The sequence below is a fragment of the Paenibacillus sp. 01T431 genome, assembly GCF_056398625.1.
Map to the genome: position 1 here is coordinate 263,447 of NZ_JBFTPT010000005.1, position 18,046 is coordinate 281,492.

Below are 18,046 nucleotides of genomic sequence, written 5' to 3' on the forward strand. Positions count from 1 at the left end.
AGGAGGCAGCGATATGGAGCGATCGGATAGTGGAGCTTTTCTTCGTTCAGGGGAACAAACGGGAGGAATAAACAATCTGATGTTGTTTTATAACGGTCATTATGAAAACGATGCGGGCGTATGGAGGAAAGAGCAATTTATACCCTATATCAGCTACATCGATGCTGAAGGCAAGCCGCTCGAATGGCTGTTTGACGGGGCTTTGTTTCTAGCCAAGTGGTCTCATTCCTCAAACGGATTTGAAGAATCAGAGGAGCATCCAAACGATCAAAAAGACTGGCAATGGTACTTGGATAAGACCTTTGCAGAATCAGGTGAGCTTTCGGCTTTAAATGAAGCGATGGAGGAAGTTGCTCTAAAATTGGCAGACCCAGAGCATAAAATGAAGGTTGTGCTCATGATACCCTATCCGGCTCCGAATCAGCAGAACTTTGGAGCAATAAGCGATGATAGCAACTCGCTTTGCTTCGATCATACGATTGTTTCTGCAGTCGAAGCGACTCGAAATAAACAAAAAGCGCTTGAGTGGTATATTGGTCAACTGCTAGAGCGCTGGGAGAATGCTGACTTGCCCTTTCTCGAGCTGAAGGCGCTCTATTGGATGAATGAAGCTGTGAATACGAGTGTTCCCTACGAGGAAGGGCTGATTGGCTGGACGGGAGATCAGGTTCGCGCAAAGGGGTTGAAATTTTTCTGGATTCCCTATTACAGGGCCAGCTTGTATTGGAAATGGAAGGAGCTAGGCTTTGACGCAGCAGCTATGCAGCCTAATCACTTTTTTACTAAGACAGGCGAATCGAGAGTTGGGATCGCAGCCAATATGGCCAAACAAGCCGGCATGGGCGTAGAGATCGAGGTCGATTCTCGGGTTTTTGAAAGCAATGGCGATTTCCGCGCAAAATATGAAAACTATTTGGCAGGCGGCGCGAGATATGGTTATAGCGGGGATGTATTTAAAGGTTATTATCAAGACGTCAAGCTGCTCTTTGATGCAGCATATGCGGAGGAGCTGGAGAAAAGGGACATTTATGATTTGACCTATCAATTTATAAAGGGGGGTTATAAACGATGACAAAAGTGAATATTGGCGTGATCGGGGCAGGCTCTATTTCGGAGGTTCATCTTAATGCGTATGCAGGCAATCCAGAAGTTAACCTCTATGCCATATGTGATTTAAATGAAGAACGTGCCCAAAACAAAGCGAGTAGATTTGGCGCGCAGAAGGTGTACACCGACTACCGCGAGCTGCTTGCTGATCCAGCAATCGATGCAGTAAGCATTTGCACATGGAACAACTCACATGCTGAAATTAGCATTGCTGCCGTAGAGGCCGGCAAGCATGTGCTCGTAGAGAAGCCGCTGTGCAAAACCGTTGCAGAAGCGGAGCGGGTAGAGCGAGCAGTGAAAAATAGCGGTAAGGTTTTGCAGGTTGGTTTCGTGAGGCGCTACGGATCGAATACAGACGTATTGCAGCGTTTCATCAGTGCAGGTGAGCTCGGCAGCATTTATTATGCAAAGGCGACTTGTTTGCGAAGGTTAGGGAACCCAGGCGGTTGGTTCTCTGACAAGGAGCGTTCGGGCGGCGGACCTTTAATCGATCTTGGCGTACACATCATTGATTTATGCTGGTACTTAATGGGCAAGCCGAAAGTAAAGTCGATCAGCGGCAATACTTATCGTCAGCTTGGGAATCGGGCAAATATCCAAAATCTATCGTTTTACAAAGCATCCGACTATGATTCCAGCAAAAACACCGTTGAGGATCTAGCAAACGCGCTTATCCGTTTCGAAAACGGAGCATCACTTTTGGTTGATGTAAGCTTTACGCTGCATGCCAAAAAGGATGAGATTACCGTCAAAATTTTTGGTGACAAGGGCGGCGCCGAAATCGAGCCGGAGCTGTTCATCGTTGCGGAGAAACATGATACGATTCTGAACATTACGCCGCAGGTTGACCAGCTAGGCTTTGATTTCGCCAGCGGATTCCAAAATGAAATCAACCATTTCATCGACAGCTGTCTCGGAAGAAAAGAGACATTAAGTCCAGTACAAGATGGTCTTGAGGTGATGAAAATGCTGTGCGGCATATACGAATCAGCAGAGAAGGGTGAAGAAATTCAGTTCAGCTGAGCTTTAAAGGAATATTAAAAATGCTGTTCCATCAGGCAAGCCTTGGAACAGCATTTTCATATCTGATGTTTATCACTTGCGAGCTCTGAGTTATAAGGATAAATCGACTTCAAACATGCGGTTCCAAGGGAGATCGGCTTTTAATTCGTCAATCCTGCCCTCAGCGAGTTCAGCTAAATAATCATTGCAGAAGCGCTGCAGCTTTTGGGTGATGAGCTGAGATACATGCTCTTTAACTTGGCTCACATCGAAGTAGTTGGCCCCGAGCTCTGGCAAGTGATGAGCGACTTCCTGCCTTACGATTGTTTGATAACCCCAATCTTCAATCAAACGATAGAGCATGAAATGCTCGCTCATCTGTGTGCTTGATTCTTGGTTATTGTTTTGTTGGCGATAGTAGGAAGCTACGATGGCATGCGCTATCACTGTTCCGAGTGTATTGCCGGACGTATTCCAGCCAGCGTAAGCGGAGAGGCGGGAAATTAGGTTTTTCTTGGATAACAGCTTTAAGAGGCTATTATCGGCGCCATTGCATGAAGCGATATCCGCAAGTGCGACCATGCCCCCTTTATTAGCTATCGCTTCAATCGCCGTAACGAATTCAGCTATATGTACCTCAGAGAAGTAGGAACGGTGACGATCCCGGTATAAATTTGGTGATTCAGCTGCATCATTCGAAGACACTGGAGGAGAATGTACCATGAGTACAAAATCGGCTGTCATCGAGGAATCACCCATGAAGGCGCCTCCTGAAGTTAAGTGAGATTTTATGCTTTCATTCAGACTGCGATCCTCGTATTTCGGAATGATCGTTGGCCCAAGTGTCGAGGAGTAACGAATAAAAACCTCAGGTTGATATTTTTTGATCGTGCAAAACACTTTGGCGAATAAGATGCTTCCTATTTCGTCAGCACCAGGGTAGATAAGCACATGATCCATGAGATTGTACTCCTCTACCGAGATAAGAAGCTTGCGCTGCTCCATTGGACTGAAGCCGTATTTCGAATTATCGTCCAGAGGAATAACAAGATGATCAATGATGCCGGATTGTACGAGTGTAATAATATGCTCATTTACTTGTGAGTTCGTTTCTCTGCGCTGTAGAAAGTCATTTAGAATGGCGCTTGGTATAGAGCTATGAAGCTGAAGCCATTCGTTTTGTTCATCATCGTTCAGCAGCTCGGAAGTCTGCTTGTCTTTTAACCAGCCATAGCGATAAATCGAGTGTCCATAATGCGCATAATAATCAGGTTCCTCGTCACTGCTGTTGTAAGCTGGGGCTCTCATAATTAAATTGAACGCATAAATGCGAAGTGCGGGATTGCGCTGCTTCAGCTGCTCAAGCAGTTGAAGACGTTCCATGCATGCTTGAAGCGATAATTGATGCAGACGGGAAGGAACAATGCCGCCGTAAACGAGCATATCAATGGAAAGTATCAAATAGTCTGCATCAACAGCATGCTGAAGCAGCCAGTCATGTACCCCTTCATAGCGGGCAGGCTGTTTCTTTCTTCCGAGCAATTCTAGTGGCGGAGCGACGAGCGAGAGATCGCTGATTGCAGCTATCATTTGTGGGAATTTTGCATTGCAAGGACGTTCGTCTAGCGGAAGGTAAACGACTTTACTCATACAATGACCTCCATTTATGGATAAATGATGAATTACACCTATTATACATCAAGCAGAGTGAATGGAATATTTTTTTATAAAAATAATTTAAAAAGGATTTTTTCTCTAAATGAGTCATGAAAATTGGATTGCTAGATCCCATATCAAGTGTTGAATGATCATTTATGAGGTATTTTCTCATTCTACTAGAAAAGTCGTAATTGTGATGATTGGAGGATTTATTCTAAAAAAATAAAATAAATAAAAAAATATCCCGCTATTAATAAATAGGTGGTACACTACAAGTGAAATTGGAAAAAGGAGGTATAAATGGTTGTCTACGTTGTTTAAGGACTCATTTCGCAACCAAGCCGTTTCTGGTTCTAGCATCCAGATTGATCCCTCATTTCCCTATTATCAGCAAAGGTCGCCAGAGAGTATTGTTGAAGAAATTATGCTTGCAGGGTATCAAAGCGTCCATTATTTTGTTGTAAATGAACATGTCATTCAGAAAGACTTGCTGCACGCTTTCCGTCAAAATGGAATTCCGGTGTGGGCGATGGTGATAGGAAACGGTACCTTCTCTACTGACAGGTTTCCAGAAGAATGGCCTTCTTGGCAGATGAAGCTGCTTAAGGAGCCGAATGACGGCTTCTGGCGATTGTCGCCCTTTAGTGAAGGCTACGTGCAGTGGAAAAAATCAGCGATGGCTAAGCTTGTGACGGAGTATCCTTTCGACGGTATAGAAATTGCCGAACCGTATTTCCCAGAGTGGGGAGGGATTGAGAGAGGGGTATACGGTGATGTTGGGCCGCTTGCTCAGTCGGCGTTCCGAGCACGCTACGGCGTGGATATGCCCGATTTTACAAATGCTGCTGCTCCTAACTATTACCTTCGGGATGTTCAAACCTACAACAAGTGGATCGAGTTCCGTGTAGAAGCAGTTAATGGCTTTATAAATGAAATGATAAATGGAGAAGGAGGCGTTCGCGAGGTTAGGCCAGATATCGTTGTTGCCACTTGGTCGCTTGCGATAAATGCAGGACAGGATAGCGTTGAACGACTCCGTGTAGACCAAGGCCTTGATGCTCCATCGATGATTGAAAAGGTTAAGCCGGATATCCATTTCTTGCAAACGCATTGGCCCGATTGGCTGCGTGGAGATCTGCCAGCTGATTACGTTAAAGGCTACCAGCCCTTTGTCGATCAGATCAAGGAGCGATTTCCCGAGCTGCCATTAGCCGTTCAGGCGGATATCGGTTCTGCACAACCAATGATTAAAAGCGGGGAATGGCTGGAGACATTCAGTCAGACGGCTTTTGCGCTCGGATATGCATCTTGGACAGCATATGAGTATCATACAGGCGGATATATGTATGATCATAAGCCGTTTCCCATGTTAACTGAACGGAGAAGCAGAAACGAAATTGTGATTTCTTTCAATAAACGGATTGACGAACACTCGGCTATGAATGACTCCTGCTACAAGCTTTGGGATAACGGCGCTTCTATTTCTCTGATATGGGATAGTATAGCGGTTGATGGAAATAGAGTTATTCTTCGTTCGGAACAGCTGCCGGCAGCTTCATTTGTGCTAGAGCTAAGTGATATTCGTGATACGCCGGAGAGATGGTTGTTTAAGGATAGGCCTGCAAATGTGATTCCAAATGGTACGAGATTGTCCATTCTAGGAGTTTATTGAGCAAGAACGCAGCAATCATTACTCATGGGGAGTGAAGATGATTATATGCAAAATATTCATATTGGTTTTATAGGTACTGGCGGTATCGCGCAGCTTCATGCTGGTCAGATGCAAGCGCTGGAAGGCGTGGAAATCGTTGCAGTGGCAGACCCAAATGAACAGTTTGCTCTGCAGTTTCTATCAACATTCCATTTGACCAATACCCGTCGATACGCAGGCCATAAAGAAATGCTCGAAGAAGGCGGCTTGGATGCCGTTATTATATGCTCACCGCATACTTTGCATTTTGCCCAAGCGCTTGATGTATTGAACGCAGGCTGCCATGTCTTGATTGAGAAGCCGATGACCTGCACCTCCCAAGAAGCTGAACAATTAATAAATGCTGCAGAGGCAAATTCGAGGCTGCTTCAGGTTTCCTACCAAAGACATTTCCAACCGGAGTTCATCTTTATTCGCCAAGCGATAGCAGATGGCGTAATTGGCAAGCTAAGCTCGATTAACGCAACGCTCTATCAGGATTGGAAACGCAGCCAAACAGGCACATGGCGACAAAATGCTGCGCTTTCTGGAGGCGGTATGCTGATGGATTCAGGCAGCCATATTATTGACGTTCTGTTATGGACGACAGGCCTTACGCCGCTTGAGGTGAAGTCGACGCTTAGCAGTCATGGCGCACCGGTGGAAATCGATTCTTTTACGAGCATCACCTTTGAAGAGGGTGCCATTGCTGCGCTGAACATTATTGGTTATGTACCGGGCTATAAGGAGTTTTATTCCTTCTGCGGCGATTTAGGCGTGATCTATCTCGAGAATGGCAGAATTGAAATTTCAACCTATAAGGATGGCGTTCTGCCAGTTCAGCTGCCAGCTCAAAGCACCAATCAGGATAAAAGCTTCATTGACGCGATCAGAGGAGAACATGAAATATTGGTATCGGGAGAATATGCTAGGAAGGTTATCCAATTGACTGAAGCGATATATCGTTCAGCAGACTATCAAGTTTGATTTGGCACTTCTATTTTCTATGAGGAGCGTGATTGGTTTGAACGTTAGCTTGAGTATGTGGAGCGTGCATAAATATTGGTATGAGGGAAAATGGGATACCGTTGATTTTCTAGCATTTTCCTCCGAGACAGGGGTTAAGGGAGTGGAGCTGCTCAGTTGTTTTTGGAAGGAAAAGGAGAAGGATATCCCATTAATCGATGAAGCGCTTCGTAAATATGGGTTGCAGGTTGCGTGCTTCAGCGCGTGCAACAACTTTGTGGTAGCAGATGATTCACAAAGGCAAGCACAATTAAAGGAAGTAACGGATGCTGTCGACGCGGCTGTTCATTTTGGAGCGAAGGTCGTTCGTGTATTTTCAGGGGATTTGCCCAATGACTCCATATCGTTTGAGCAGGGAATGCAATTCGTAATAGATGGACTTCGTGCAGCGGCTGATTATGCCGAACAGAAAGGTGTAACACTTTGCCTAGAAAATCACGGGTTATTTGCAGGACGCAGCGACCAGGTTATGGCTATTATCCAACAAGTTAATTCCCATGCGCTGCGAAGCACGTTCGATACGGGAAATTTTCTGCTAGTTGGCCAAAGCTCTAGCGATGCGATTGATGAGCTGAATGGGTATGTTGGTCATGTGCATGTTAAGGACTTTTTACCAGTGCCGGAAGGTACGGCTGGCGGCGTCACTCGGGCTTTAACGGGGGAGTTGTTTCTAGGGAAAATTGCTGGAGAAGGCGCTGTCGATTTGAAGTATATTTTCGGCGAGCTGAAGAAATCAGGTTTTGACGGGTGGCTTACCGTAGAGTTCGAAGGCGAAGAAGAGCCTAAGCTTGGCTCTATTGAAGCGGTTAATCATGTCACACGAATAGTGGCCGGCCTTTAAGAAAGCATTAAATGATAAAGGATAGTTAATTGATTCTGTCTACGACCAAAACTTAAGAACGATTTGGAAGGAGATATATTGTGAAGGTGCATTTTCTTGGCACTGCTGCTGCGGAAGGTTTTCCTGCGATGTTTTGTCGTTGTGTGCACTGCTTGAAGGCAAGAGAGCTTGGCGGTAAAAATGTGAGAACACGGAGCTCCGTCCTTATTGATGGCGTGTTGAAGGTTGATTTTCCGCCAGATACGCTTCATCATGTTTTGACGGGCGGCATCGATCTCGGTCTTGTGAAGGATTTGTTCATCACGCACACGCATCTGGATCATCTTCGTGCAGAGGATTTGGAGATGCGGATGCCTGTTTATGCTCATGGATTGGATGCGCCGTTGCATGTTTACGGCCACGATGCTGTCATTCGCAAATGCCGGGAAGCTGTTGGCAAACCAGATGCGGAGCGGTTGGTGCTGCGAAAAATTGATCTGTTCGAAACCGTCGATACCGGAAATACGAAAGTGACGGCACTGCCGGCTAATCATGATCCCGATGAAACCTGTTTGCTCTTTCTAATCGAAAAGGATGGGAAGCGCATCTTTTATGGGCACGATACCGGGCTTCTTCCTGAAGAAACATGGCGATGGCTGGAACAGACGAAATTGGACCTCGCCATATTGGATTGTACGAACGGCCATCTGCCGTTTACAGGCGGACATCTCAACATCGCAGCTGTTCTTGATATTAGGAATCGGTTACGCAGCAATGGGATATTCAGCCGGGAAAGCAAGGTTGTGGTCACACATTTCTCTCACAATATAGGACTGCTGCACGATGATCTTACGCAGTTTTTTGATCAAGAGGATATCATAGCAGCTTTTGACGGTATGGTTTTGCAGCTATAATACGGTTCCTGAAAGGAGTGAATGCCGTTCATGAAAGCCTCCGAGCAGTATTACTTGCAATACAGCCATCATGTTGAAATTGAAAGGCAGCAGGCAATGGATGAGGGGAAACAGATCAGCGCAGAATTGGCTGCTACGTATGAGAAGCTGGCTTCCATTCCGTGGAATGACCCGCAACGTGAACAAATGGCTGCGGCTTATATAGACGAAATGGGAGAGCTGCCTTTAAGAGCTGACTTTCCGTTTGTTGAGCCTTCTAACCTGCCGGAAATCGTAGCGGAACGACCAGTTGCCGAATTCCCGGTGAATCAACCTGCTCTATTTGAAAATTTAGCGGATAAAATGTATGGTGCCTGGCTCGGTCGATCCGCAGGCTGCTTATTGGGGCAGCCGATCGAAGGGTGGAGAAAGGAACGTATTACAGGCTTGTTAAAGGAAACAAACAATCTTCCAGTTCATTATTATATTTCATCCGAAATTGATCCGGAAATTGCGAAGAAGTACGGCGTCATCAACGAGGGCGGGTCGTATGGAAACGAGCTCGTAAGCTGGATTAATAATGTGAAGCATATGGTCGAGGACGATGATATGAATTATACGATCATCAGCCTTGCTGTATTAGAAAAATTCGGCTATGACTTCTCTCCTGACGATGTAGCCGAAACATGGCTTAACCTGTTGCCATTGCTGCGCACCTGTACTGCAGAACGCATTGCTTACCGGAATCTCGTTAATCGCTTAGATCCACCACTCTCAGCTACATATCGTAATGTCTATAGAGAGTGGATTGGCGCTCAGATTCGTGTTGATTTGTATGGCTACATTAATCCTGGGAATCCAGCGAAAGCAGCTGAAATGGCATGGAGAGATGCTTCGATCTCGCATGTGAAAAATGGCATCTACGGCGCGATGTGGACTGCGGCTATGCTGGCAATGGCTGCTGTGACGGACAACAGGCAGGATGTGATCAGAGCCGGTCTCGGTCAAATTCCTGCCAATTGCCGGCTTGCAGACGATATTCGGACGGTGTTACGCTGGTACGAGGAGCAGGTGACCTTCGATTCAGTAGTAGAGCGTATCCACCATAAATATGATGAAAGCAATGCACATCATTGGTGCCATACGATCTCGAATGCGATGATTGTGGCCGCGTCTTTGCTGTATGGTGAAGGTGACCTGGAAGCAACAATAGGTTTAGCAATCATTTCGGGCTTTGACACGGATTGCAATGCGGCTACCGCAGGTTCTATTGTAGGTATGCAAAAAGGTGCGAGCCAACTACCCGAGAAATGGGTGAAGCCGCTAAACGATAAAATTCGTTCCGGCGTAGATGGCTTCGGTGTCGTATCTCTTTCTCATTTGGCAGAGCGAACGGTGAAATTGATTGCAAATAATCCTTATTTGAAATGATGGGGTTGCTACAATTTGAAAGCGATACAAATACAATAAACCCAATACCGCCAAGGTGTTGGGTTTGTTGTATACTGGGAGAAAAGGGTAATCATTTCATCTTATAATAAGAGCTCTATCTGGAGGAGATCATTCGATGCGTTATGAAGTTAAACTAAATGCGATAGAACAGAAATGGGATATTGTAGCTGGCCGAAAAGAAATCATAAAAGGAATGACGGATAAAATTTTTGCTGAGAAAATTGCTGAAGAATTAAATAAAGCCTACGACCAAGGCAGTGCAGACAGAGAGAATGTAGATAAGAAAATCAATGACAGCATAAAAAAATTATTTTTTTAAGAGTTAATAGCGTTTTGTTGAAGTATTGAAGAGGTAATTGGACATTTAATTAAAAATGAGGAATTCGTAAGAGTTTTATACAAGTGTATGGATTGAACTAAAACAGAATCGAGGTGTGAGAATTGAACCAAATTATTATACAAAAATATGATCCTCAAAGAGATAAAGCTCAAATCGAACGCATGCTGCTTAATTACAATCATCTATTGAATATATTTTATAATGATGAAAAAGGAAACAAAGATAATATCTTGGTTGCTCTTAATAACACTACAACCATTGGGTTTCTTTCATTTAATGGTTTCGGCAGAAAACCTCAGGCCATATTATATGTGAACAAAGAGTATGAAGCAGCGGATATCGGCTCAATGCTAATTCAAGAATATGAAAAAATGCTTATTCCAAATGAAAAAGTAGAGCATACCCTATTTACGTGTTCTCATCGTGACACTGATTTAATTAGTCTTTTGGACAATAATGGATACAGATTATATTTATCCTCCTACATTATGGAGCGTAAGGGTGAATCATTCCCTTCAGATAACATCATAGTTAGAAATTATGAAGAGAATGATTATTTTGAATGGGATAGAATTTGCGAATTAGCTTTCTATCATATGCGACAGCGTATAGGATTGTATCCTTCGTTTTTTTATAAGCCTGTGGAATGGGAACGCGAGCAGTTTGCACAAAATAAAAATAATATGTTTGTAATGATAGTTGATAATACTATAGTAGCAATAGGAAAAATTGAAGGAAATAAAATATGTACCGTAGCTATTTCCATAGAACATCAATCACGCGGTTATGGAAGAGTTTTTGTGAAATACCTTGTTAATGAAATCATCAGCAGGGGTGAAGAAAAGGTAATCCTTGACGTTGCAAAAGGTAATTTTGCGAAAACGTTATATGAAAGCCTTGGGTTTGAAGAAACGGCGTTTTACCACCACTATATTAAATATTTTAGACCGGATACAAGACTAAGTGCTCCACCCGACGATTATTAAACAATACTTATGGATGCTGAAAAGTGCCTCTGGAAATGAATCTAAAGCTCGGAAGGCAATCCATTCAAATACATATGAATAGCATTTGTACTTTGTTTAAGTACTTGAATCGTTTTAGAGTTAGGCTGTTTATATATTTCTAAATAGTCTATCTCGTTATATTGTTGCCGTATAGGAAAAGCTAACTTTTCTTCTGTTAAAGAAAACTCCGCAGCAATGCCGGGTTTATTTCCACGAGCATCAAAGCGAACCCATCTTCCAATGCTGTTTATATAGGCGGCATTAAGAGCATGAATGCAGAATCCTGTGTCGGGTGTATCCCCGATTGTAAGTCGTTGATAACAAAACCCTGTTGGAATCCCTTTGCTTCTTAACAGTGCAGATAATAAATTTGATTTGGCGTAACAAATACCTTCTTTATAAAATAGGACTTCTGAAGCGCTGCATGTTATCCGATTGCTTTGAATGTCCCAAGAGTGCGCTATTTGATCTCGAACAAATTCGTAAGCATTTTTTATAAAATCGACTTCGTTAGAAGATTTAGAAAATAATTCATCTGATAAATCGCCGATTGTCGGGTGACTGAAATCGATGACTTCTGTTTCCTCCAAATAATCTCCTATGTTATCCGATTCACACGATATGTTCATAGCATAATGCCTCCAGTTATTAGTTTATTCCTAGGAATTATTATGCATTTAAATGAATTAATATACAACAACTAATTTCGTTCAACCGTTGTTGACCTAGTAGTTTTTATGACTGAATAATGAAATACAATATGGTACAATAAAACGGATTATTATTAAGAAAATGCAATTTTATACGGTAGAATATAGAAGTAAAGTGATTTAAGAATTAACATAATTTTGTGGTTATAAAAATATTAGAAAACAGGCAGGAGTAGAAACGATGAAATGCCCTCATTGCAACAGCGAATTAAGTGAAGTCCCTTTATGTTACGGAATTGAAGCACCAGACTATTTTTACAAGGTGCCTGAAGAGCAAAGAACAGAGTTAATTAGTGATTTTTGCGTAATTGATGAACAGTTTTTTTATATTAGGGGACACATTGAAATACCAATTATTGATAGTCATGAAAAATTTATATGGAGTGTTTGGGTTTCACTTAGTGGTGAAAATTTTTTGAAATCCAATGAATTATTGAATGTACAAGGAAGAGAAAATGAACAACCATATTTTGGCTGGTTGTCGACGGAGCTTTCAATATATCCAATATCTACACTGTCGTTGAAAACAATGGTACATACACAAGAAGTTGGCGCCGTTCCGTTAATAGAACTAGAACAGACTGATCATCCACTTGCAGTTGAACAAAGAGAAGGAATTACAATGGAGAGAGTAATAGAGATTGCTCATTTAACCAATCACCACATGAACGATTGAATAGCCAATGAAAATTGACTTTTATGAACATCTATTTTCAATTGCAATGAGTGAATCGCAAAATTACGCAACAAAAAAACCACTTCGTTATCATGAATTTAGTGTCATGATAATTAAGTGGTTTAAATTTACAAAATGGTGTTTCATATTGACCACTAGATTAAACATCGTCTAAAATAGTCTATAAACCCAATAAGGATGCGGTCGAGAGGACTCGAACCTCCACGGCTGTTACACCACTAGAACCTGAATCTAGCGCGTCTGCCAATTCCGCCACGACCGCAAAACATGTTTTAACAAAAAATATCGTATCATGAGTAAGCTGGAATAGTCAACAATATTTTATAAAAATGGGGGAAAATGCTGTGGAGCAATTAGAGCAAAAAATCATGCAAGAAGGAATCGTCCTTAATGACAATGTATTGAAGGTTGATTCATTCTTAAACCATCAAGTAGATCCGCAGCTTATGCTTGCCATAGGTAAAACGTTCACTTCCCTATTCGAAGCGCAAGGAATTACGAAGGTACTCACACTGGAGTCTTCAGGCATCGCACCTGCGGTTATGGCCGCTCTGCAAATGAACGTGCCGTTAATATTTGCGCGTAAACGCAAGTCGCTGACACTTAAGGATGATCTCTATACCGAGAAAATCTATTCCTTTACGAAGCAAGAGGAAAGTGAAGTTACTGTTTCACGCAAGTTTTTGGCAGCTGAAGATCGTGTCCTCATTATAGATGACTTCCTAGCGAACGGTGATGCAGCACTTGGATTGGCTCGAATCGTTGAGCAAGCGGGTGCATCGGTAGCCGGTATTGGCATCGTGATCGAGAAGGCGTTCCAGCCAGGACGTGAAAAGCTGATCGAGCATGGTTATCTTGTACATTCATTGGCAAGAGTGGCATCATTATCAGGTGGAAAAGTAACATTCGCTCCTCATCCAGTCGCTCACGCTTAAACAACAAGTTGTATGTAACTAAATTGCTCACAGAAATTTAAGTTCGAACAAAAACAATGACAAGAGAGGCCTAAATCGAGAGCCCTGCAAAACGAATACAGTATCTGTAAAATGGAGCCCAGTACCCGATTGGTACTGGGCTTGTTGTATAATGGAAGAAAAGTAAAAGTGAGTTGAGTCTGTTGTTGCACGCCGGTAGACAATTAACTGCATCATTCCATGCGGAATTATATCATCTTGTTCCTGAAAATCACTTGTTGCGAAAGATTCATCACATTGTAGATTTTAGCTTCATCCATGAGTTAGTCGAAAACAGCTATTGCAAATACTACGGCAGACCAGCAAATGAGCCTGAGCTGCTTTTCCGTCTGCTCTTTTTGCAAATCCTCTACAATCTTTCGGATGAGCGTATTGTTGAGGAATCTCAAGTGAATTTAGCATACAAGTGGTTTCTTGGTGTTAATCCGGAAGACCCGTTGCCGGACGCCTCTCAATTATCGCGGTTTCGGAATCATCGACTTGGCGCAAGCCAAGTGGAGGACGTGTTGAAGCAAGTGGTGAGTCAATGTGTGGAGAAGGGACTCATTAAAAGTAAAACCATTATTTTAGATGCAACTCATACCCAAGCCGGGAGTCAAAAGCAGCGTCCTTTGGACGTGTTGCGGGACGCAGCCAAACGTCTTCTGCGGACGGTTGTCAAGCGACATCCGAAGTTGGAAAAGAAGCTTCCAGCCATGCCTCGTGTAAAAAGCGAGCAAGAAGACGCAGAGCAGATCATGCTACATTACTTGGCTAAGTTGGGGGAAACGGTTGAGGAACTGCTGCCCGATCATGAAGGAGCCATTAGCGACAAGCTTCAAATGGCTAAACAAATCGTAGAAGATGAGCGGTTGCTATCCCAAAAAGGCATTCTTTCAGCTATCGATCCAGACGCCCGGTTCGCTTGGAAGAGCCAAACCAAATCCTTCTTTGGATACAAAGAGCATTTAGCTATGACGGAAGAAGAGCTAATTACAGCGGTTGAGGTCACGCCCGGCAGCAGCGATGATGGAAAACAACTGCTCGCCCTGTTGTCACAGACGCGATCAAACGGCATTACGGTAACGGAAATCATTGCAGATACCGCATACTCTGGTAAAGATAATCTAGCGGAGATGAAAAGAGAAACGATTCAGCCCGTCGTTCCTCTAAACCCTATTGTCCATCATGGAGGCGAACGTCAAGAAGGTTTTGAATACAACAAAGATGCGGATTTTGTGATATGCCCTGCTGGTCAGCACAATACTCGGAAAGCGATGCAAGGAAGTAAACAAAGTGGAAATAGCCGTTCACTTGTGTTTTACTTTGATGTTGAAAAGTGCAAGACTTGTCCGCTGAGCGAAGGTTGCTACAAACCAGGATCAAAAAGCAAGACATACTCGGTTCGCATTATTGCAGAGCATTTCAAGGAACAGATCGAGTTTGAGCTTAGTGATACGTTTAAAGAACGAATTAAGCGCAGACCGATTATTGAACACAAAAATGCAGAGATGAAGAGGTTCCACGGTATGGCGACAGCCAAATACCGAGGTCTATTTCGCATGCGAATACAGGCTTTTCTCACCGCGTTTGTTGTGAATGTGAAACGAATGGTGAAGCTAGTAGAGCAAAAGCAGCCCGCCCTCGGATGAGGAACGAGCTGCTTTTTTAGTTTTCACAATTACATTTCCAATTTGAAGTTCTCTTTTAATCAAAAGCAAGTCTTTTGCAGGGCTCTCTAAATCAGGTCTCTTTTTTTATATTTATAAGTTAGGTTTATGCTTCTGATATTATGCTGCATTCGCATATTTTCCAGCATTTTCACAAACAATAACAGCAAACGGTGAAAGGTGCGTGCAGCAATGAGCAGACAGCATAATGTAATTGAGGAAAGAGAAATACAGAAATTTCGTAAATTGAGTTGGTCATCGGTTGCTAAGGCAGCTGCGGCAGTCTTGCTGCTGAGTGCACTTTCGACTGCTGTAAGCCCGCTCAGCTATAATCATGTTTCTGCTCAAAGTTCAGCTAAAGGAATAAGTGCGGCTGCGCAGGTGGATGAACGGAAGCCAGTGGCAATCGTAATTGACGATTTTGGCAATAACATGAGCGGAACAGAGGAAATGATGAAGCTTCCAGTCAAAATTACAGCGGCGATAATGCCTTTTATGCCAACCACTAAGAAGGATGCAGAGGAAGCGTATAGGCTTGGCCACGATGTCATTGTTCATATGCCGATGGAGCCGAACAAAGGGCTAAAAAGCTGGTTAGGCCCTGGAGCGCTCACAACGGATTTAAGCGATGCAGAGGTGCGTAAACGGGTCGAGGATGCCATTGACGATGTGCCTCATGCCATTGGCATGAATAATCATATGGGCTCAAAGGTGACAGCAGATGAGCGAATGATGCGAATTGTGCTCAGCGTGTGCAAGGAGCGGGGGCTCTTTTTTCTAGATAGCCGGACCACCTTCAAAACGGTTGTTCCCAAATTAGCCAAAGAGCTGGGCGTGCCGACAGTCTCCAATGATGTTTTTCTAGATGACGTTTATACCGTTCAGCATATATCCAAACAAATCGGCGTGCTTCGCAAGCATTTGGAATCACATGACAGCTGCATCACGATCGGACATGTTGGAGCACCTGGGAAATATACATCCTCGGTTCTCCATCAGTCTATACCTGCGATGCAGCCTACCGTGAGATTCGTGAAGCTGACTGCGCTTATTGGCGGAGAATCAATGAACGATCCACTTGTATTGCCTAATCCCTGAGGCAATGGCTTCAGCAACTTCTTGCTGACGCTGCGGATCTGTCAGCATTGTACGATCATGCTCGCTGCTAATAAAGCCCATTTCTACAATTACAGCAGGGTCCTGCACCCTTCTAAGTAAATAAAACGGTTTTCCTTCCCTTGGGAGGAAAGCCGTATTTTGCTGTCGATTAAGCGCATCTTGTATGCAAAATGCAAGCAATGAGCTTTCACCGCTGCTCTGATGCAGCACTAAAGGGCCTTTCTGCATACTTTTCTTAGACCAATTGACATGCAAGCTAATGAGCAGTTCACTTTCAATTTCATCGGTTAATTGCCGGCGCTGCGATAAATCTTTACGATGTCTCGAGCGTGTATTATGCCAACGATTATCATCACTGAGTGCATAGTCGCCGGTTCGATTAAGTACAGCCGGTATGTTTTGGCTTCGCAAAATGAAATACAGCTTACGCGCAACAGCTAAGTTAATGTCCTTTTCTAAAATATCAGCTGATGAGGCTCCCCCGTCAATCCCGCCATGCCCAGCATCAATGATGACGACAGTTGACGGAAGCGCCCAGTCCTGATTGTAGCCTACCGGCAAAAGAGGCCATGCAAAAGCACTGGATGAGCTGCTGGAAGCAGCCAGCCATATTACAACAAAGGTTAGTGCCATTTTACGAAACATGCTGATTGTTCCTCCAGATTTCTTTGACATACGGTTAGCGTGGCTGTTTGGAGGGAAACTCATGCATGTTTAGATTGGATGGTTAAGGGGCAAACTTGAATTATTAATTCATACGGTATTGAAAGGACTGATTAGCATGGCAAAAGGCGATGAATACGTAAAATTTATGACCAAAAAATTTATAAATTATATGGAGACACCAAGGGAAGAACGGAAACAAACCAACGTATTAGCCAAATCTCGCAGAGAGCCTTGGCTGACGCGTTGGTTCGGATGGGGACCCGTGAGTGTAATGTTATGGTGGCGTGGACGCGCTGAGCGTCATCGGTAAAAGTGACCAAGCTCGATTAAAAGCTGAAGGGGAATATAGCGGCGATCAGAACCATCCTCGCTTGCTTCAAGCGCGATATAGATTTGACCGTTATCCCATTTGTTATATCCGACGACAGACCAGACATATAACATCTGGCCATCAAACAGCTCAGCGGTAAAGCGGAGCTGTTCTTTGTTGTTTATTTTGGCAAAGAGAGGTGTGTAGGAATTAGAGCTTAATGTGATGGGTTTGTTCGTTAGCCAGGGAAGCTTATCGAATGGATTAAATGACGGCAGCGAGACTTGTTTAATAAGGACTGCTTTCTGAGTGTTAAGTAATGGAGCCGCTTTATCAAGCTTAGTTACGGCAGCATTTGTCCAATCTTCCTTTTTGGCAGGGAGCGATTCACCGCTGACAGCATCTGCATAATACGTTTCTTTCTCTGTCGTTATTTTCCATGCGGCGAGGAGAGGATGAACATATATTCGATCAATTTGGGTTGCAGGCTTTAAAAGCTCGAGCTGCTTAATCGCTCTGGTAAGGGTGCTTTCATCGAATAATGGATGACTGTTTGTTCCGTATTCACCTAGCTGATATCCACCTGACTCCACCGCATTAATGACAAGATAACCGACAGTATTTTTATTTTGCATGACAAGCACAAGCCAGCTATGCGTTCCAGGGCCAATAGGAGAAACAATGAGCGTCGATTTCTTCCATGCGGCAAAAGCAGGCTGTACAGCCAGTTCTTCAACCCAGCGCTGCGCTTGCTGCTGAACAGGCTCATAAACGGTTGTAGGATTAGAAGCGGCCGCAGCAGCTTGTGGCTGCAATCCGCCTGCATACAATACAATAGCGGTCAAAACACATGCCGCTGTAAGCTTAATGAATTTTTTTGGCATAATTAATCACCTCCATATCATTGTATAGGACAAGCTTTAAG

18 protein-coding genes and 1 tRNA gene are annotated in these 18,046 nt (G+C 43.6%); 14 read left to right on the forward strand and 5 right to left on the reverse strand.

Translation table 11 applies throughout. From position 1 onward, the window contains the following. Positions 1-13: 13 nt before the first annotated feature. Positions 14-1,072 (forward strand): DUF4855 domain-containing protein, encoded by a 1,059-nt coding sequence (locus tag AC1DM9_RS11230; RefSeq protein ID WP_477579995.1) that lies wholly within the window; start codon positions 14-16, stop codon positions 1,070-1,072. Beyond that, positions 1,069-2,130 (forward strand): Gfo/Idh/MocA family protein, encoded by a 1,062-nt coding sequence (locus tag AC1DM9_RS11235; protein ID WP_477579997.1) that lies wholly within the window; start codon positions 1,069-1,071, stop codon positions 2,128-2,130. The genes AC1DM9_RS11230 and AC1DM9_RS11235 overlap by 4 nt, the downstream gene beginning before the upstream one ends. Positions 2,131-2,220: 90 nt before the next feature. Here the strand turns inward: AC1DM9_RS11235 and AC1DM9_RS11240 are convergent, their stop codons facing one another. After that, the gene (locus AC1DM9_RS11240; protein ID WP_477579999.1) at positions 2,221-3,759 is read right to left on the reverse strand and encodes a DUF4127 family protein; all 1,539 of its coding nucleotides are present in this window, start codon (positions 3,757-3,759) and stop codon (positions 2,221-2,223) included. 313 nt (positions 3,760-4,072) lie between these two features. Here AC1DM9_RS11240 and AC1DM9_RS11245 point away from each other — a divergent pair, with 313 nt between their 5' ends. The 7 genes from AC1DM9_RS11245 (at position 4,073) to AC1DM9_RS11275 (ending at position 10,975) form a co-directional block, all read left to right on the forward strand. Then, entirely contained in the window at positions 4,073-5,440 is a 1,368-nt protein-coding gene (locus tag AC1DM9_RS11245) for an N-acyl-D-glucosamine 2-epimerase (RefSeq protein WP_477580001.1), read from the forward strand. 45 nt (positions 5,441-5,485) lie between these two features. Next, positions 5,486-6,445, forward strand: coding sequence for a Gfo/Idh/MocA family protein (locus AC1DM9_RS11250; RefSeq protein ID WP_477580003.1), 960 nt, complete (start codon positions 5,486-5,488; stop codon positions 6,443-6,445). Between the two features lie 37 nt (positions 6,446-6,482). Continuing rightward, positions 6,483-7,325 carry a sugar phosphate isomerase/epimerase family protein gene (locus AC1DM9_RS11255; protein WP_477580005.1) on the forward strand — a complete coding sequence of 281 codons (843 nt, stop codon included), beginning with the start codon at positions 6,483-6,485 and terminating at the stop codon, positions 7,323-7,325. A gap of 80 nt (positions 7,326-7,405) precedes the next feature. After that, entirely contained in the window at positions 7,406-8,218 is an 813-nt protein-coding gene (locus tag AC1DM9_RS11260; RefSeq protein ID WP_477580007.1) for an MBL fold metallo-hydrolase, read from the forward strand. Between the two features lie 30 nt (positions 8,219-8,248). After that, the gene (locus tag AC1DM9_RS11265) at positions 8,249-9,628 is read left to right on the forward strand and encodes an ADP-ribosylglycohydrolase family protein (protein WP_477580009.1); all 1,380 of its coding nucleotides are present in this window, start codon (positions 8,249-8,251) and stop codon (positions 9,626-9,628) included. A 136-nt stretch (positions 9,629-9,764) separates the two neighbouring features. Further along, positions 9,765-9,968: a hypothetical protein gene (locus AC1DM9_RS11270; RefSeq protein ID WP_477580011.1), complete on the forward strand. Its 204-nt coding sequence runs from the start codon at positions 9,765-9,767 to the stop codon at positions 9,966-9,968. A gap of 122 nt (positions 9,969-10,090) precedes the next feature. Then, positions 10,091-10,975 carry a GNAT family N-acetyltransferase gene (locus AC1DM9_RS11275; RefSeq protein WP_477580013.1) on the forward strand — a complete coding sequence of 295 codons (885 nt, stop codon included), beginning with the start codon at positions 10,091-10,093 and terminating at the stop codon, positions 10,973-10,975. A 41-nt stretch (positions 10,976-11,016) separates the two neighbouring features. Here the strand turns inward: AC1DM9_RS11275 and AC1DM9_RS11280 are convergent, their stop codons facing one another. Further along, positions 11,017-11,625 carry a transglutaminase-like domain-containing protein gene (locus AC1DM9_RS11280; RefSeq protein ID WP_477580015.1) on the reverse strand — a complete coding sequence of 203 codons (609 nt, stop codon included), beginning with the start codon at positions 11,623-11,625 and terminating at the stop codon, positions 11,017-11,019. 262 nt (positions 11,626-11,887) lie between these two features. Here AC1DM9_RS11280 and AC1DM9_RS11285 point away from each other — a divergent pair, with 262 nt between their 5' ends. Next, on the forward strand, positions 11,888-12,382 hold the full coding sequence (locus AC1DM9_RS11285) for a DUF2199 domain-containing protein (RefSeq protein WP_477580017.1): 495 nt from the start codon (positions 11,888-11,890) through the stop codon (positions 12,380-12,382). Positions 12,383-12,581: 199 nt separating this feature from the next. On the opposite strand, the gene AC1DM9_RS11290 is transcribed toward AC1DM9_RS11285, so the two are convergent. Beyond that, positions 12,582-12,665 (reverse strand) — tRNA-Leu (locus tag AC1DM9_RS11290). Between the two features lie 82 nt (positions 12,666-12,747). Here AC1DM9_RS11290 and AC1DM9_RS11295 point away from each other — a divergent pair. The 3 genes from AC1DM9_RS11295 to AC1DM9_RS11305 all read left to right on the forward strand — a co-directional run bounded on the left by AC1DM9_RS11295 (position 12,748) and on the right by AC1DM9_RS11305 (position 16,124). Continuing rightward, complete coding sequence (locus AC1DM9_RS11295) at positions 12,748-13,338, forward strand: xanthine phosphoribosyltransferase (protein ID WP_477580019.1); 591 nt, start codon at positions 12,748-12,750, stop codon at positions 13,336-13,338. A gap of 182 nt (positions 13,339-13,520) precedes the next feature. After that, positions 13,521-15,008 carry an IS1182 family transposase gene (locus tag AC1DM9_RS11300; protein WP_477580155.1) on the forward strand — a complete coding sequence of 496 codons (1,488 nt, stop codon included), beginning with the start codon at positions 13,521-13,523 and terminating at the stop codon, positions 15,006-15,008. Positions 15,009-15,218: 210 nt separating this feature from the next. Next, positions 15,219-16,124: a divergent polysaccharide deacetylase family protein gene (locus AC1DM9_RS11305; RefSeq protein WP_477580021.1), complete on the forward strand. Its 906-nt coding sequence runs from the start codon at positions 15,219-15,221 to the stop codon at positions 16,122-16,124. Here the strand turns inward: AC1DM9_RS11305 and AC1DM9_RS11310 are convergent. Further along, the gene (locus tag AC1DM9_RS11310) at positions 16,089-16,790 is read right to left on the reverse strand and encodes an N-acetylmuramoyl-L-alanine amidase family protein (RefSeq protein ID WP_477580023.1); all 702 of its coding nucleotides are present in this window, start codon (positions 16,788-16,790) and stop codon (positions 16,089-16,091) included. The genes AC1DM9_RS11305 and AC1DM9_RS11310 overlap by 36 nt on opposite strands. A gap of 136 nt (positions 16,791-16,926) precedes the next feature. On the opposite strand from AC1DM9_RS11310, the gene AC1DM9_RS11315 reads away from it, so the two are divergent. Further along, entirely contained in the window at positions 16,927-17,121 is a 195-nt protein-coding gene (locus tag AC1DM9_RS11315; protein ID WP_477580025.1) for a YqzE family protein, read from the forward strand. On the opposite strand, the gene AC1DM9_RS11320 is transcribed toward AC1DM9_RS11315, so the two are convergent. Next, complete coding sequence (locus AC1DM9_RS11320) at positions 17,112-18,005, reverse strand: hypothetical protein (protein WP_477580027.1); 894 nt, start codon at positions 18,003-18,005, stop codon at positions 17,112-17,114. The genes AC1DM9_RS11315 and AC1DM9_RS11320 overlap by 10 nt on opposite strands. Positions 18,006-18,046 lie beyond the last annotated feature (41 nt).

Bases quoted from the DNA above. Each gene is read 5' to 3' on its own strand.
- AC1DM9_RS11230 (WP_477579995.1), top strand. From the start codon at position 14: ATGGAGCGATCGGATAGTGGAGCTTTTCTTCGTTCAGGGGAACAAACG.
- AC1DM9_RS11235 (WP_477579997.1), top strand. From the start codon at position 1,069: ATGACAAAAGTGAATATTGGCGTGATCGGGGCAGGCTCTATTTCGGAG.
- AC1DM9_RS11240 (WP_477579999.1), bottom strand. From the start codon at position 3,759: ATGAGTAAAGTCGTTTACCTTCCGCTAGACGAACGTCCTTGCAATGCA.
- AC1DM9_RS11250 (WP_477580003.1), top strand. From the start codon at position 5,486: ATGCAAAATATTCATATTGGTTTTATAGGTACTGGCGGTATCGCGCAG.
- AC1DM9_RS11265 (WP_477580009.1), top strand. From the start codon at position 8,249: ATGAAAGCCTCCGAGCAGTATTACTTGCAATACAGCCATCATGTTGAA.
- AC1DM9_RS11270 (WP_477580011.1), top strand. From the start codon at position 9,765: ATGCGTTATGAAGTTAAACTAAATGCGATAGAACAGAAATGGGATATT.
- AC1DM9_RS11280 (WP_477580015.1), bottom strand. From the start codon at position 11,625: ATGAACATATCGTGTGAATCGGATAACATAGGAGATTATTTGGAGGAA.
- AC1DM9_RS11285 (WP_477580017.1), top strand. From the start codon at position 11,888: ATGAAATGCCCTCATTGCAACAGCGAATTAAGTGAAGTCCCTTTATGT.
- AC1DM9_RS11305 (WP_477580021.1), top strand. From the start codon at position 15,219: ATGAGCAGACAGCATAATGTAATTGAGGAAAGAGAAATACAGAAATTT.
- AC1DM9_RS11310 (WP_477580023.1), bottom strand. From the start codon at position 16,790: ATGTTTCGTAAAATGGCACTAACCTTTGTTGTAATATGGCTGGCTGCT.
- AC1DM9_RS11315 (WP_477580025.1), top strand. From the start codon at position 16,927: ATGGCAAAAGGCGATGAATACGTAAAATTTATGACCAAAAAATTTATA.
- AC1DM9_RS11320 (WP_477580027.1), bottom strand. From the start codon at position 18,005: ATGCCAAAAAAATTCATTAAGCTTACAGCGGCATGTGTTTTGACCGCT.